Annotated in this window: 15 protein-coding genes; 4 read left to right on the top strand and 11 right to left on the bottom strand. The window is 56.9% G+C overall.

Annotation, left to right across the window (positions count from 1 at the left end; genetic code table 11):
* Positions 1–372: 372 nt before the first annotated feature.
* From NKJ11_RS11185 to NKJ11_RS11175, 3 genes are read right to left on the bottom strand one after another with little or no spacing between them, the layout of a single operon-like run.
* Entirely contained in the window at positions 373–1,950 is a 1,578-nt protein-coding gene (locus NKJ11_RS11185; RefSeq protein ID WP_352793321.1) for a molecular chaperone Hsp90, read from the bottom strand.
* A complete protein-coding gene (locus NKJ11_RS11180; protein WP_352793320.1) occupies positions 1,947–3,575 on the bottom strand; it encodes a radical SAM protein in 1,629 nt (542 codons plus the stop codon). Before NKJ11_RS11180 ends, NKJ11_RS11185 begins: the two co-directional genes overlap by 4 nt.
* Positions 3,568–4,791, bottom strand: a complete 1,224-nt coding sequence (locus NKJ11_RS11175; RefSeq protein ID WP_352793318.1) for a DGQHR domain-containing protein — start codon at positions 4,789–4,791, stop codon at positions 3,568–3,570. The genes NKJ11_RS11180 and NKJ11_RS11175 overlap by 8 nt, the downstream gene beginning before the upstream one ends.
* 44 nt (positions 4,792–4,835) lie before the next feature.
* Here NKJ11_RS11175 and NKJ11_RS11170 point away from each other — a divergent pair, with 44 nt between their 5' ends.
* The gene (locus NKJ11_RS11170) at positions 4,836–5,876 is read left to right on the top strand and encodes a hypothetical protein (RefSeq protein WP_352793316.1); all 1,041 of its coding nucleotides are present in this window, start codon (positions 4,836–4,838) and stop codon (positions 5,874–5,876) included.
* Here NKJ11_RS11170 and NKJ11_RS11165 read toward each other — a convergent pair.
* The 8 genes from NKJ11_RS11165 to NKJ11_RS11130 all read right to left on the bottom strand — a co-directional run bounded on the left by NKJ11_RS11165 (position 5,778) and on the right by NKJ11_RS11130 (position 12,645).
* Positions 5,778–6,188, bottom strand: a complete 411-nt coding sequence (locus NKJ11_RS11165) for a nucleoside 2-deoxyribosyltransferase (RefSeq protein ID WP_352793436.1) — start codon at positions 6,186–6,188, stop codon at positions 5,778–5,780. The genes NKJ11_RS11170 and NKJ11_RS11165 overlap by 99 nt on opposite strands.
* 133 nt (positions 6,189–6,321) lie before the next feature.
* On the bottom strand, positions 6,322–7,332 hold the full coding sequence (locus NKJ11_RS11160) for a ParB/RepB/Spo0J family partition protein (RefSeq protein WP_352793315.1): 1,011 nt from the start codon (positions 7,330–7,332) through the stop codon (positions 6,322–6,324).
* Positions 7,329–8,810, bottom strand: a complete 1,482-nt coding sequence (locus tag NKJ11_RS11155) for a DEAD/DEAH box helicase (RefSeq protein WP_352793314.1) — start codon at positions 8,808–8,810, stop codon at positions 7,329–7,331. The genes NKJ11_RS11160 and NKJ11_RS11155 overlap by 4 nt, the downstream gene beginning before the upstream one ends.
* Before the next feature lie 10 nt (positions 8,811–8,820).
* Positions 8,821–9,240: a hypothetical protein gene (locus NKJ11_RS11150; protein ID WP_352793313.1), complete on the bottom strand. Its 420-nt coding sequence runs from the start codon at positions 9,238–9,240 to the stop codon at positions 8,821–8,823.
* A gap of 1 nt (position 9,241) precedes the next feature.
* Complete coding sequence (locus tag NKJ11_RS11145) at positions 9,242–10,261, bottom strand: hypothetical protein (protein WP_352793312.1); 1,020 nt, start codon at positions 10,259–10,261, stop codon at positions 9,242–9,244.
* Positions 10,262–10,623: 362 nt separating this feature from the next.
* Positions 10,624–11,898, bottom strand: coding sequence for a tyrosine-type recombinase/integrase (locus NKJ11_RS11140; protein ID WP_352793311.1), 1,275 nt, complete (start codon positions 11,896–11,898; stop codon positions 10,624–10,626).
* A gap of 280 nt (positions 11,899–12,178) precedes the next feature.
* A complete protein-coding gene (locus tag NKJ11_RS11135; RefSeq protein ID WP_352793310.1) occupies positions 12,179–12,562 on the bottom strand; it encodes a hypothetical protein in 384 nt (127 codons plus the stop codon).
* A complete protein-coding gene (locus NKJ11_RS11130; RefSeq protein WP_352793435.1) occupies positions 12,544–12,645 on the bottom strand; it encodes an excalibur calcium-binding domain-containing protein in 102 nt (33 codons plus the stop codon). Before NKJ11_RS11130 ends, NKJ11_RS11135 begins: the two co-directional genes overlap by 19 nt.
* A gap of 101 nt (positions 12,646–12,746) precedes the next feature.
* On the opposite strand from NKJ11_RS11130, the gene NKJ11_RS11125 reads away from it, so the two are divergent.
* From NKJ11_RS11125 to NKJ11_RS11115, 3 genes are all read left to right on the top strand, one after another.
* Entirely contained in the window at positions 12,747–12,941 is a 195-nt protein-coding gene (locus NKJ11_RS11125; protein WP_352793309.1) for a KTSC domain-containing protein, read from the top strand.
* Positions 12,942–12,961: 20 nt separating this feature from the next.
* On the top strand, positions 12,962–13,111 hold the full coding sequence (locus tag NKJ11_RS11120) for a hypothetical protein (RefSeq protein WP_164893101.1): 150 nt from the start codon (positions 12,962–12,964) through the stop codon (positions 13,109–13,111).
* 92 nt (positions 13,112–13,203) lie between these two features.
* Positions 13,204–14,064: an ATP-dependent DNA ligase gene (locus NKJ11_RS11115; RefSeq protein WP_352793306.1), complete on the top strand. Its 861-nt coding sequence runs from the start codon at positions 13,204–13,206 to the stop codon at positions 14,062–14,064.
* Positions 14,065–14,229: the final 165 nt, after the last annotated feature.

The following is a 14,229-nucleotide window of genomic DNA, read 5'->3' as shown; positions in this document are numbered from 1 at the left end:
CCCCCCCAGAGCGTAGCAACGCCCTTACCTCTGCGCTAGTCTATGGCGCGTTTCCCCCGGCAAGAGCTAAACCAGTATCGTGCGGCACACAACAGTAATGTCTAAGTGCGAATTTTGGTGCGGCCACCTGACCGATTTTGAGCCAGTATCAGGCCGTGGCGAGATGGAACATGTCGAAGAAGCTGTCGGCGCCTTGATCCTAGCGGGTACCATGGCGCGGCCGATCTGGAGACGGGCAAGCATGCGCTCGATGGTGTTGTGCTGCTTGCAAAAGAACTGCCGTGTACGTTGTTGATCTCCACGGTGCGATTTCCTGATAGCGAGCAATCGGAAATTCACGCCAATCCGTGCTGACGTCTAGTGGCCAGCAACTCACTCGATCCGCAATAGTATGCGGTCTATGAGAGCTTTTGCTGCGACCCGGTTGATTGAGCACTCGTATACCAGCTCGAAAAAGTGCTCGTAGGTCTGCCGCTGTGCGTCGGGCAGTCGCATCAGAGGGGAGGACACCGGCACATCGTCATTCATCGCGTCCCCCAGCTGTGCTCGTAACGAATCGATCTTGTTGATGCGTTCTCCTACAGAGTCAGCAAGCAATTCCTTACCGGCGACTTTGCTCATTTGAAGCAACGTCTGTTCTGCCGACAAAGCCAACCGCTCTCTTTCCGGTCGACTTACGCTACCCTGAGTTATGACGCCCAGACACTGCGCGACTGACTGCGCGTGCAGTTCAAACTCTCGTTGCCACCTGCGACGAACCGAACTTGTACGGCACCGGCGCGCGATGTCGCGCGCGGTTGGCGCAAGGTGATTGACCAGGTTGTTGAAGTGGGCGTTTTGCTCAAAGTGGTCGCGTCGCCCATTGGGAACGATCCGCCGGTCGATCACGTGCACTTCCCCAACGGACCAAGCGTTGAAACGCGCCTCGGGGAAGAGGTCCTCTAACAAGGCATTGTCGCCTACCTGAACGTTACCTGTGCGAAGCCGGAGGCCACGGACCAAGGTCCCAGTCGACAGGGCGCCCTCATACTCGTGGTGCAGAATCCACGCCACAGCCGCGACGTTACCGTCGATCCCCGGAACCTCAACGACGCTCATGCCTTCGAAGTTGACCGCTTGTTTATCACCGAGACTGAAGTTGTCGCGATGCGGCCTCATGACGGGCTCTTCAGCATCGTTAATCCGTATGTCGAGCGACCCCAAATCGACGTGACGAGAGAGCAACTCAGTTAACTCGGCACCCAGGGCGAATGTCGGCGAGAACGGGACCGGCGCGACTTGGCTGAGATATTCAGATATAGACGAAAAGCTCATCAGTCGGTCATTCTGCAGCCGCACGATACCGCGCATTTCCACTTCGAAAAAGCGGTCGGGAGCATTGTCGATCTCCACGCGCTCCAGCGTCGTCGCGCTACGGATGAGTTCTGCCACTCCTCGGTCGTTCCCTGCTTCACGCAGCGCCGACTTCAGAAGACGGCAATCCCAGCGGAGCTGCGAAACCTTAGTTTCTCCCGCAACCCGGGCACGGAAGATCAGCTCCTGAGCGTATCCAAGACCGGCCAGCCGACCCACACCACGAAAGCCCCGCGCAACCGTTCCGCGTTTTGCACTTCCGCCAAGCGCCGTAAGCTTTTGCGCGAATTGTGGGAAAGGAATGCCGCACCCGTTGTCGCGAATCTTCACGGTGCGCGATTCTGAGTCGACGGAGATGTTAACCCGTCCGGGTTCGTCTTCAGCAAGAACGCCCGAGTTGCGCGCAGCGTCGACCGCGTCGGCGGCATTCTGGATGTATTCGCGATATATCGTCATCGGGTCGACATACATACCGCTCGACACCAACTCGAGCACATCTTTCCCGATTACGACTTCGGGTAGCTCATGCCTTTCAGTCGACCGTTCGCGAGGATCGGATGGCGCGCGAGCAAGCTTAGCGGTCCCTATCGAGTTCATGCCGCGATCCTTTCACGAGGCTTGTTCTTGCGGCCTGGTGGATTCGGCTCATCCTCATGGTCGAGCCCAGCATCCTCGACCCGCTCGTCCTCGGCCATGTCGATTTCGGTCGCAATCTCGCCCCGAGGCAGTTCCCTTTGCCTCCCCCAAATCTCGGATAGCTCCTCCTTTGGCAAGGGAATGTAGAAGCGGAGTACTCGCTTCAGCGCCGACGTGGTCGCCCTCTCCGACAAACCGGGGATCTCTCGAGGATCGCAGGATGACAGTAGTTCTATGAGTTCAGCACGCTCATAGCCGTCAAGCTTGTCGAACTCCGCCCGGTAGGAGGCAAGCCGTTCCTCAGGATCGACCCTCTCGAACCAATCTCGATTAAAAATGAAGTCGTGCGGGAGCAGCAGGATACGCTGGTAGTCCTCATACGTGTCGCCAAACGCGCGCCTGAAGAAAGTCGGCGCACCGCTAACGATGCCGTGCGTCGCCTGCAAGATGATCTGCATTGAACGAAGCTGATAGCGCGACCACTTCTCACCAACGTGCCCGCGATCGGGCCGGTCGGTCGGCTGGTAGCGCATGGGGAACGACCAGATGCGTACATTCAGTTCTTCATTCAGCGCCACATTCAAACGCATGCGCTCGAACAGATCTGCAGGTCCGTCGTGGAAGTTATAGAGCATGTAATTCGACAACTCAGTCAGGCCATACTCGGCGGCATATCGAACTGCCTGTTCGTACGGTTTCTTCACGCCGAGATGATCGAAAGCGATCCGAAGCGGCTTGAGGCAGATCGTTGCCAACTCCCGAAGGTACATTGGATCTTTGCATAGGATCCGAGCGTCCACGCCTTGGTTGAAGTCGACCCGACGCTGGACGGGCACGCGACCTGGCCGATGCAGCTTAGCGCCTGGGGTGAAACCGAGATCCCGGATCTCGGCGATGATGTCCTTGAAACGCGGTGAAGCCACCACGTTGTTGTCCATCAAAGTGAGGTCTTTCTTCGGTCCATAAAGGTCATCGATGGCGCGAACGAGCGCGGTCAGCGACTCGGTGTCCCGCTGAGCACCTTCAAGTTTCGGCACGCCACAGAAGTGGCATTTTCGGATACAGCCCCGGGAGGTGTAGGCAAAGTAGGCGTCTCGAACAGGGTACTTGTAGTCGATCTGATCGAGAATGCCGTAGTCTGGCACCAGATCTTCAATTGGCTGCCCAAGAATGTCGTCGCTATAAAGCTCTTCAGAAAACTCGTCGAGTTGGAGTGCTACTGCGGGCGGGCTTGCGAGCAGGCCCTTGATAAACCGGACCCCCTGCCAGCGACGTTCTTGTTGGAACCGCCCGTGCATCAGCGAGGCAGCGATGCCGCCCACAAACACTTTGTCTGCCTGTCCGTTGGCGACCTCAAGGGCGAAGTCGATGGTCTCTGCGATCTTGGGGTATTCAAATGAGAACAGCGTGGTGACGTAAATGCGATCCCACCCCTGAGAAAGGACCGAGCGGTCCTGCCCCTTGATAAACCGTACGCGATCCTTTTTGCCGCGCGGCCCGTGATATTGCGCGATTTTCATCAGGCCGAGCGGTGGATATTTGTTCTTGTACCCCGGTTCGATCAGAAGAATATTCTTATCAGCCATTGACCACCTTGTAGCGTGTGCGCTTGCGTGCATCGCGAATGTATTCGATGGCGGCTTTAACCCCGCCCTGACCGCCAAAGCCCTTGAGCGGGCCAGAGGTTGACCAATCGACAGAGCCCGCGAAGTCAGCCAACGCCGTCGTGAAGGCACGTTTGTCGCAGGCCCGGCCCATGTCCCTGCACTCGATGAAGATGTCGGCGGCTATACGCATCAGCGCATAGACCCCTATACCTTTGGTCAGCATGTGACGTCGCGGATCCGCCCATTCCTTGGGCATGACCACGACTACAGCGCTCCAGAAGTCGAGAACATTCCTGGCGGCGTCGTCAACCGAGTGACTTGACAGGATCTTGCTGGCCTTCAGGAAGTCATTCACTGCCTGCTGCATCATTCGCAGCGAAGCAATCCGCTTCAGACCAGATGTCGTCTTGCCACCGAGATTCAGGCGGCGGAGCCAAGGAGACTCCTCGATGTTGTTGAGCTGCAGCGCAATGAACAGCTCGGGTCGGTCATCCGCCAGAGACTCGGCGAGCTGCGCCTCGTGATAGTCGAGGAGGCTCGTGCTCAGACCCTTGGCCTTGCTGTTGATGATGCTGAATACTTCCATTTCCTCTCGCTCTGAGAGGCCGATGAAGCACATGAACGGCAGAGGGACCGGAAGGTCGCTCAAATGGCCCAGTCGATGCTGGCAATCGACCTGGGCCATGATCTTCCCTGCAGTGGTCGAAATTTCCAATTGCACTCTGCCATCCGGCAATTGGACGACGCGCCAATCGCCTTTAGCGGACGGTCGCAAGTTCAGCGTTAAAGGTATCGTCGAGCTGTTTGGCTCCTTGATGTAGCGTCGGAAGTCCTGACTGTGTCGCTCATTGAAAGGGCGCTGATAGCCGCGACCGGCGTCCTCATCAAGGATGTCGGGGAAGCTTAGTTTGCAAAGCAGGTCCGCAGGCGCGAACCCCAGCAGAACCTGCCGATGCGAGGAGCGGCCTTTAAGGCAGTCGATCACTATGGGAGGGGACATGCGCGAATCGGTTCTCAAAAGTGCAGCCTCACACTGCACTTTGTGCAGCCTAAACATGCAGGTCAAGGCGCATTGTTTAGCCGTCCCGACAAAAACGCCATCGGGCATCCTGGAGCGCTGCAAGTCAAGCCGCGCGGAGGGCTGCGTCGCAGCTCTCTCCGCGCGGAGTTGCGGTAAATGCGCCTTGAAAATCAATCCGACCGCATCAACGCGAAATCCAGCGCATCGAGAAAAATCACATGTCCAGGCTCGGTGGAAAGCTGCTAAGGGTCTCGCAAAACCGGGTGTGGGGCAACATGTCAATAACCGCTACGACTGTATCGATGGTGACTGTGGGCGCAACGTCAGACGAAGACAAACTTCAAATTCGCCAGCAGGAACGCACAATCGACAACCTCAATCGTTTGTTCGCGATGTTGTTTTCGATTGTATTCTCGGTCGCGGCCGCATCGATCCTGCACAAGGTAACGACATTCGTCATCACTGCTGGCCCAAAGGTCGTCGATTGGGAAGTCGTTGCGTTCAATGGCGCCGCACTAATCATTCTGGGAACCACGGCAGCTATTTTTTTCCATCAAGCGTCACGCGGCCTTGACCTGCGGTATGCCCAAAATGCGAACGTTGTTCCCCATCGTTTAGGATTCCTTTTTGACTATCTTGTCATCGTGCTGACGATGGGACCTTTTGCACTGATGGGCAAAGCGCTAGAGCAAGGAGTCACAGACGTCGCGGGCTTCTTCTGGTTCTTCGTTGCACATGAGATCTTGATCCTGTTCGGCCTCGCCATGCTCATTATTGGGCAACTGCGGCATACTATATTCGGCGACCACAACATCAGCCCAGAGTTTGTCGCTGTCGGCCATGGCGTTCAGCGCTATTGGTTCATGATGAACAGCATTTATTTGTTCATCATGGCGTCGAGCTTTTTTTTGGCCTCCGGCAGCTACACCACAGTCCGTAGCTGCCCGCTGATGCCACATCAGAGCGGGGCTCTCTTTTTCATGATGGTATTTTTCGCTCTCGCGGTGGCGCGTAACGCTTTCGACTTTTTGCCGATGTGGAATGTGTTTTTCCCCGTAAAGCCACAGGGCGCTAAGGGACAGCAGTTGTACTGGAAACCACTGCAGAAACTGGTTGACTACGCGCCGCCGCGCATTCTCGGATTAAGCGTCAGCCTTCCGCTAGTGGTCGGCTATCTTTTTCTGGCGGCGGCTGTGTCCGTCATGTTCCTTTTGACGGAGCTTTACGATCTTCCGCTCTGGATTCGGGTCTGCTCCTAACGCTGCAGGTCCATTCTCCTCCCAGTAATGAACCATATTCTGGAAAGATTTTCCGCTCGTCCCAGGCGGCAAATCCAAAGCTACGACCTTCTTCCCGAGAGCAAACGCGACACCAAGGTCGAATAGGGCTCCCTGACTTAAACCATCCCATATGACGTGCACTACATCGGCAGCAGCGATAGCTTCTGCATTCTGCGCACAAATAGCGAAACCAATTGGATCTGTCTGGTCGGTGTCTCGCTGCGGCCAGTAGACGGCGAATCCGTCAGCCGTTAGCCCCTCCACGACCGAGCTCCATCGATCTTCTGCCACGCCGCGAACAGGGCTGATCAGAAAGGATTTCACGTGACGTCAGCGCCTCCAACTCAAAATCATTCTCAGGGTACATGAATGGCTGCGCGGCCGGAAGGGATCCAAATCAGCGCCTCGACGGCGCTGAAAACCATCATCCCTTGGACTTTAGCTTACCCCGCACGACATCGATCCGGCCCGCGAGCTTGTCGAGCTCGAACTGAATTTTCTTGCGCGTCTCACCCTGAGCATTGCCAAGGGCGGCTTCCACGTCGGGTTTGACTAGCCACAGGCGAAATTTCGCTAACCTCTTATAGGGCGCGCTATCAGCGCCTGCTTCGACAGCCTGTTCGTGCGACTCCTCGAAGTCATAAGTCTTGGTGGCAAACTTCTGTAGCGCCTTTGGCGCGGAGCAGATGACAGGCAGCCTGTCGCGGACGTCGACAGCACGCGGGATCTCACCCGATTTTATCTTATTGACTACAAGGTCGTCGAACCCGGGTTGGCTCAGGCGAGCCTTCCGAATCTGGGACGACTTCAAATACTCGTCATAGTAACTCCAGCGTGCGGTGTCGGCCTCTCCGTGGTCGTGCATGAACTGGTAGGTGTCTATGAGATGCTCCACTTTGCGCTTCGACAGGCCGATTTCCTGCGCGAGCTGGGCCACGTCAACGTCATGGACCTTGAAACGTCGGAAGAGGAAGCCTGCCTGCTCGAAGGGCGCCCAGTCCTTCTTGCCCTTGATGTGGTACTGACCGAGAAGAGCGAAGACCAGCCCTTCGTCAATACCCTCTGGCAGCAATCGGCATTTCATCTGACCCCACTTAATGGGGTCAATCTTGGCTAGCGCGCGGTAAGCCGCGAGCCGACTGTTACCTTCTAGAACCTCTAGTTTTCCGGCACGGACTATAACCGGATCGGTTAAACCGCCGTTTCGTTTGATATCTTGGATAAGCGCCTTGACGTGGTCCATCTCGAGCAACTTGCGTTCGATGGTGGCCTGACTCGGCTCCTCGCCATCGGCTCTTAGAATCGAATAAACTCTAGGGTTATCTACGAAAAAGCGCAGCTCAATCTGCGGCAGGGTCGTGCTTTGGACCGGAACCTCAATTCCACGGATTAGCAGCGTTTCTTTAGCTTTGGCTTGGGCTGTCTTGGCAGTCATTGTTCGTCTCCTCCACTTAGCCGAAGCACGTCACGCACCATTTCCCCGAATGCGTAATCGGCGCGGGCGTCGTAGTCCCCACGGCTAATATCGCCTTGGCCGAGTTGGGCAGCTAGGTGCTTAGCTGCAAGGAGAGCGTCTACCCAGGTGTCTACAGTGTCGGTAGCAACAAGGTTCGTCACAAAGCAGGGCTTCTCCTGTGAGATTCGGTGGATGCGATCCTGCGCCTGCAAATAATCGTCTAGGCTGAAAGTGCGGTCGAAGAAGACAGCATGGTTTGCCACCGTCAGCGTCAGACCCTCTTTTGCGGCGCCGGGTGTCGCGATGAGTACTCGGCATTCTGGATCGGTCTTAAAGGCGTGCAGCGCGTCCTCGCGCTTTGCCATGCTGAGGCCGCCATGCACCACACCAACCCCAAACTCATCCAGGTGGCGGCCAAGAAAGTCTGCATTCTCCGTGAACGACGTCCAGACCAATATCTTCTCACCAGCATCGATGGCTGAATGAACGAGTGTATCGAGTGCCGGTAGCTTGCCAGGAGCAGCCCGATAAGACTGATCGACCATCATTGGGTTCGAGGCGACCTGCACGAGGCGGAGCAGGCGTTTCAACATACCTTCAGCATCGTCGAGGACAGGCCGACCTTCTCGGACTACTACCGCCGCCAGCTCGTCGCGAAATTGGGCATATATCTCGGCCTGACGCGGCTCGAGCACACATTCCAAGTTGCGGATCGTTTTATCGGGCAGGTTCAAATCCGCTGTCTTCTTAGTCTCTCGGACCGAAAACGGCCTTATCTTTTGGAACAGTTGCTCCAATTCGTCGGCAAATGCCGATGCCCGACCCTTGTCCTGGCCAAGATCGTTTGTAAGGTCGAGCGCGCGCTTGAAAGCAGCGAATTCGTGGCCGAGCGCTTCACCTCCGTCAAGAAATCGAACTTGTGACCAGAGATCGTATGGGCGGTTGGCGACCGGGGTGCCGGTCATGATTACGCGCCTAATGAATCCGTCGGATAGCGAGTGGAGAGCCTCACTGACCTCGGCCTCCGGGTTCTTGATTTTGTGTGCCTCGTCCAAGAGCACACCCACTCGGCGGGTGCGAAGGAATAGCTCCAGGCGTTTGTGCTCCGACAACACCACCTCATAGTGCGTAAGGTAAAGTCGCGCAGGGCTATTGAAAGCGTAGAAATTCCGATTGCGGTCTTGACCGAGCACTCGCGGGGCTAGGTGGCTGTGGCTCGCCACCTCCGTACGCCAATTCTCTATCAATCCCTTCTTGGTAATTATTAGAACCGAGTCGACTATGTCACGGGCTAGCCATGACAGGGCCAAATCAAGACCAATCTTCGTCTTTCCTAGCCCCTGCTCGTGAAAAACAGCTGCGAAAGGCAGATCTTTGATAGCCTCCAAGGCTTCCACTTGATGCGGGAATGCCGACCGCTTGGCGTCAAGGTTGGCCGCCTTTTGAACCTTTAGCATTGCGGTCCTCTCACGGCTTGCTCGCGCTCGTCCCGTCGAGGACAATGGTCCGGGTGGCGGTGCCCTTGAAAGGGAGGTTAATTTCAGCCACCAGCCGCCGGGCTATCGCGCCCGCCGTCCAAGGCACACTTAGAACAAACACGCCCTGCGGTGTTTTCGACAAGTAGCTCAGAAAGGCGGAAATTTGCTTGCGCGAGTGTTCAGTCTCAAGATCCCGCTTGGTCTTGGCCTCGCCGATTATTGTCGTCGTTGTAGGGACGTCCATAGCGTAGACGTCAGGAACGTAACCTTCAACCCGAGGAGGTCGTTCACCCCGCAGAGGGCGCACAGCGTCCTCTCGAACGGCGATGTTGGCGAGATCACCGAACTCGCGCTCGACGTAAGCAATTACTGCCTGGACTAAGATCGCGTGAGTCGCAGACTCAGGCATGTCAGGACGAAAGCCTCAGCCATTCGAGCAGCTTGACCAGCTCGGACTGAGCGTCAACGAGGGCCTGCGCTGTATCGCCTCCAGGATCCGCTCGTATCCGCTGCTGCTCTTCATAAGGAAGCGACGCGATGCGGTTCACGAGCGCGCGCCCCAGTTGCCCGATCTCGGCTTCCTGGAGCGTGCGATTTAGGTCTGGCTTCTCAAGCACCGCTTCAGCCTTCCGCGCGCCGTGTTTGAGGAATATCTCACGGGCCTTGTCATTCCGAAGGATGCGCGGAAGCACCCGAACCTTTTGCAGCGGGTAAAGCTTGTTCTCATGAATCCACCGGGCGAAGTCGGTCAGGTCAAAGCCAGCGGCTGTAATTGCCTGTTTGATTCCCGACTTCTGCAACTCCACGAAGCCGCTGAAGCGAGTCGTGTCGAAATCACCATCTTCGCCAAGGACCGGTCGGTAAAACTCTTCCATGTCAGAATAGGCGTTAATGGTTTCGACTACCTCGGTCTGCCGACCTCCGCAATAGTCGACAATGGTAGCGAACGGCAGGTGCTCCTGAGTGCGGAGCTCAAACAGATACTTTGCCTTGGAATACGGGTCCCAAGGGCGTGGTCCGACTAAGTGCACCTGCAGACGGATCGCGTGCACCGAAGCCTCGTCAATCTCGTCGTGGACGAGAGATGGAATGTGCGTCCAGTTCCCTTTCACATTCGTTCTTGTGAAATGCTTATACAAGGCGACGCGGGTGTTGCCCTCGACGCAGACCAATGAGCCATCCTTCCTCTTATTGAGGATAATAGGTTGGATGATGCCGCCATTGGAGATAATTGACTGCTTAAGCTTCTCGAAAGTTGTGCTGGTAGAACTCCCCATATCTTCGTCATTGCCAGCGCCAAGTGCCAGAAATATTTGCTCCGGCGTGGGATCCTGAGGGTACATTTCGAGGAACTTTCGAATCCTCGGGTTGGATCGGTCAAGTTCAATTTCTTCGACAAGTACCGATGTATGAGTTCCAGCACTGACCAACTAAAATCCCCCCGAGTCGCAGCCGCGACCGGATTCAGCACCCTCATTCTACAAAGTAAAGCGACAATTCCGTTCTAATCGCCCCTTACCGCTCTAAGGTGCGTGTAGGGTCCTTTGGTCAAATAGCGGGGCGAAGCTCTGCAGTTCGAGAATTTGCAAACAATCAGTTGGTAGGGAGTTGGGCCAAATGCTCGGTTGCTAGAGCAAGCAACGTCATGGCCGTCGCCTCCGGCGACCAGCCTTGGGAGATAGACGAAGCGGCGACGGCCGCGAAAGCCGTCTCAAGCGCGACCTCGCATTTCTATCTGGGCTTGCCTCTGAAAGATGGGCGAGGCGAAAGGCCCCCGTCTGGAGGCTGCATGTTACGAGCCCGGCGACAGATTTGGTGTCGGCTCGCAATCAGCACCTACGGCCGGACTCAATGCCTTTTCAAGCAAAGCACCTATGTCTTCGGCTGCCGCGCTCACGGGATCAGCCGCCAGATGAGCATACCGCAGGGTCGTGGCGTGGTCGCTGTGGCCAAGAAGCGCTCCTATGATTATAAGCGGGGTACCACTTGTCACGCCTATGCTTGCGAAGGAGTGCCTCAGATCGTGTAGCCGCACCCCGGAGAGGGCAATACGTTTCCGCAGCGATGACCATATCCGAGGGGCGCCGACATAGTGGCCGTCACCCTTAGCCGCAGCGAACACAAACCCCTTGCCTGACGTGGCTTCTCTGAGCGCTGTCAGAATCGCTAAGGCAGAATGGTTCAGCGGGATGATTTTCTGGCCGGTTTTGGAATCATCCAGCCGCAACCTGCTGCCCACCAGATCGACCTCTGGCCACCGCAAACGCTCGATCTCGCCACGCCGCGCGCCGGTGAACACGAGGAGTCTGATAATGGCAATAGCCTTTGGATTGACCCCGTGCCGTTCGGCGCGGCGGAGTTCCGCACCAAGCTTGCCAAGCTCGGCGGTGCTCAGGAAGCGTTCGTTGCTTTTATCCGGATAGCGCTTAACGCCTTTCACTGGGTTGTTGGCCAGCAGACCAAGTTCTACGGCGTATGTAAGAATGCCGCCGAGCAGGCCGACCGTTCGCGTTGCGGTGCCTTTCCCGCCGCGAACGATAGCGCGACCGCGCTTCTTCGTCTTAACGTCGATAGCTGTGGCTCCCTCAGCCACATTTTTGATGAACTTCTTGATGTCTGCCTGAGTGACGCTACTGAGTTTGAGCTTCCCAATGAGCGGCTTGATGTGGCGTTCAATGCGCCCCTTGTCGGTCGAGAGAGTGCTCTCCTTCTTGGTCCCAGTCCCATTTTGAAGGTACGTGTCGCAAAGCTCCGAGATAGTGAGCATCTGGCGATCCAACTGCTTAGCTTTCGCAGGATCAGACCCTTGCGTGACGCGAGCTAGAACCGCTTTAGCCTCGGCGCGCGCCATATCCGGTGTCCAAGGGGAGCCGTGCTTACCAATTGTCACACGCTTGGTGACGCCTGATCGGCCGCCGCCCGTACGATACTGAACGAGATAAACCTTTGACCCTGCCGGGGTCACTTTCAACCCAAACCCCTTCAACGCGGCGTCCCAGAATATTTGGTCGCAGTCGGTAGGCGCGATGGCTTCCACCGTCGTTTTGGTGATTTTGATTTTGGCCATTCGCCCGCCTGTCGACCCCGCCTAGCAATCACCCAGTAAGCACCGTGACGGGATTTGGCAAGGCCTCGCGCGCGCGTGAGGGATATTGGTCGGCCGATTTATACAGCTTAATCAGATGGTTGAGTGATTTGGCGGGAACGTCCGGGTAATGGCGGGCAATAGTATGTGGAGCCCTCCGAAGGCAGAGGTCACAGGTTCGAATCCTGTCGGGTGCGCCAACAAAACCAAATGCAAACGGCTGGATTTTGGGCGGTCGTCCCACACTGAAAAGTTGACAGCGTCAGAGCCGCTGGCCGTACTGTTTCAACACCGCGACGCAATCCATGTAGTTCAACAGGCCCTCGCCCTCTTCGGTGAAAACTTGGGCCCTACCGGTTCTATGCCCGACGGTCCCCTCGGCGATCAGCCGAATGGCTTCGCCAAGCGGCCGCTCCGACACTGAAACCGGCGTCCCGTCGACCTTGTATACTCCGACGATCTTGGCCATCCGCCACCGTGAAGCGAAGGCCTCTTCCCTCGAAAGCTTCACGGCCTTCTGCCGTGCGGCAGCTAGATCGTCGAGAAGATCAACCAGATGCGGGGGGAGGAACCTAGTGTCGTCCCTCTTACGAGCCAGAAACAGCAGCGCACCCTCGGCCGCCCGACTCAGCAAAGCGTCTCGCATGCCACGCCGTCGCCATCGCGGTCCAGCTTGCCTCCCCAGGAGCAGTTGCTGAGATACCATTGGGCCTCGGCGCAAGAACTAATTTGCGAGCATTCCGCCGCGGCTGGCAGGAATAGCTTTGCGCTACCTGTTGACGGCTGATGATGCCTAGCGGCCGACTCACCGCCGGCCGGGCATTGTTTCCATGCCCAGCGCGCGCAAGTTCGACTATGACCCGAACAACAGGGTTCTCTCAGTCTGGTTTGTAGCCAGCGGGAAGCACTATGAGTTTTTGGACGTACCGGTTGAGACCTTCACCGCGTTCAAGGCAGCCTTTGCCAAGGGGCGCTATTTCAACGACCACGTTCGGAACCGCTACGCGTTCCGGCTGGTGACATAAACTTCCAACTCCAGCGGCCTATGTTCGGGCTGATCGTGCCAAGCGACCTGGCGGAAGTCACGCATGTCGAGCCGCTGGCCGCATACCGGGCAAATCATAAAATTCTCCCGTTCGTCGGCAGGCTCGCCGTCGTGCTGCTTGCCTGGAATCGGCGGGCCAAGGTCGGATAGTTTCGTCATAGCTATCAAACATTCAAATCGTCTAAAATGTTCCGGAACCATTTTAGCGCGCGCTAATTGAATCGCACTATGCGAGTCAGCGCATGCCTCTGAAGTTCATCAAGCCCATGGAGCCCGAGCTGGTCGACAGGCCGCCGCAGGGCGACGAATGGCTTCATGAGATCAAATTCGACGGGTATCGGACCCAGATTATTAAGGATGAAAACGGGATCCGGCTGTTCACCAAGAACGGATACGATTGGACCGGCCGCTATATCGAACTTGCCGGAGAAGCGGAGGCGATCGAGGCGGAAAGTTTCATCATCGATGGCGAGACAATCACGGTCAACGAGGCCGGCCTGTCCGACTTCCACGCCCTGCAATCAGCCGTCACCCGCCGTAAGCCATCGCGCGACCTGTATTTGGTGGCGTTCGATCTCCTGCACCTGAACGGGCATGATTTGCGCAACATGCCGGTGGAAGACCGCCGCGAAATCCTGCAGGCACTGATTCCAGCCGTCGGCCGCATTCAGGTCAGCAAAGCCATGCCCGGCACCGGCGACGCGGTTTATCACCTGGTCGACAAGGCGGGGCTCGAGGGCATGGTCTCGAAGCGCAAAGACAGCATCTACCGCAGCGGGTCGACGATGAACTGGCGCAAGATCAAGTGCTATGCCGAAAAGGAAATGGACATCATTGGCGTGCAGCGCGAGGCCGGAAAGCCCGCAATGGTGCTCATGGCCGACAAGGGCCAATATGCCGGCGGCGCTTTCGTTGCCTTTAAAGCCGACAAGCGTCGGCGGCTATGGGATCGTGTGCAAGGGAAGGTCGGGGGACCAGTTCCGATCGGTCTAAAGAAGGAAAAGGCCGAATGGCTGAAGCCTGGTCTCGTCGGCCGCGTCAGGTTCCTCAAGGGCGAGGAAAGGCTACGCCATGCGAAGCTGCTCGATTACCGAGAGGAATGACTAACGCTGGCGACGGGGGCTCCCCCCTGCGGAACAGAACCGTGTACCTGGCGTTGTGCGGAACATCGGCACGTCTAGGAGAAACGGCATGGTGGCGCCACGCGCGGTCTGGAAGGGCTTTCTGAGGGTCGGTTCCGTGTCATGCGGGGTAAAGATAGTGGGTGC

Origin of the sequence: Mesorhizobium sp. M0243 (assembly GCF_040321775.1) — a bacterium.
In the GTDB taxonomy this organism is placed as follows: Bacteria; Pseudomonadota; Alphaproteobacteria; order Rhizobiales; family Rhizobiaceae; genus Mesorhizobium.
This window is presented reverse-complemented; position numbering and strand designations above follow the sequence as displayed.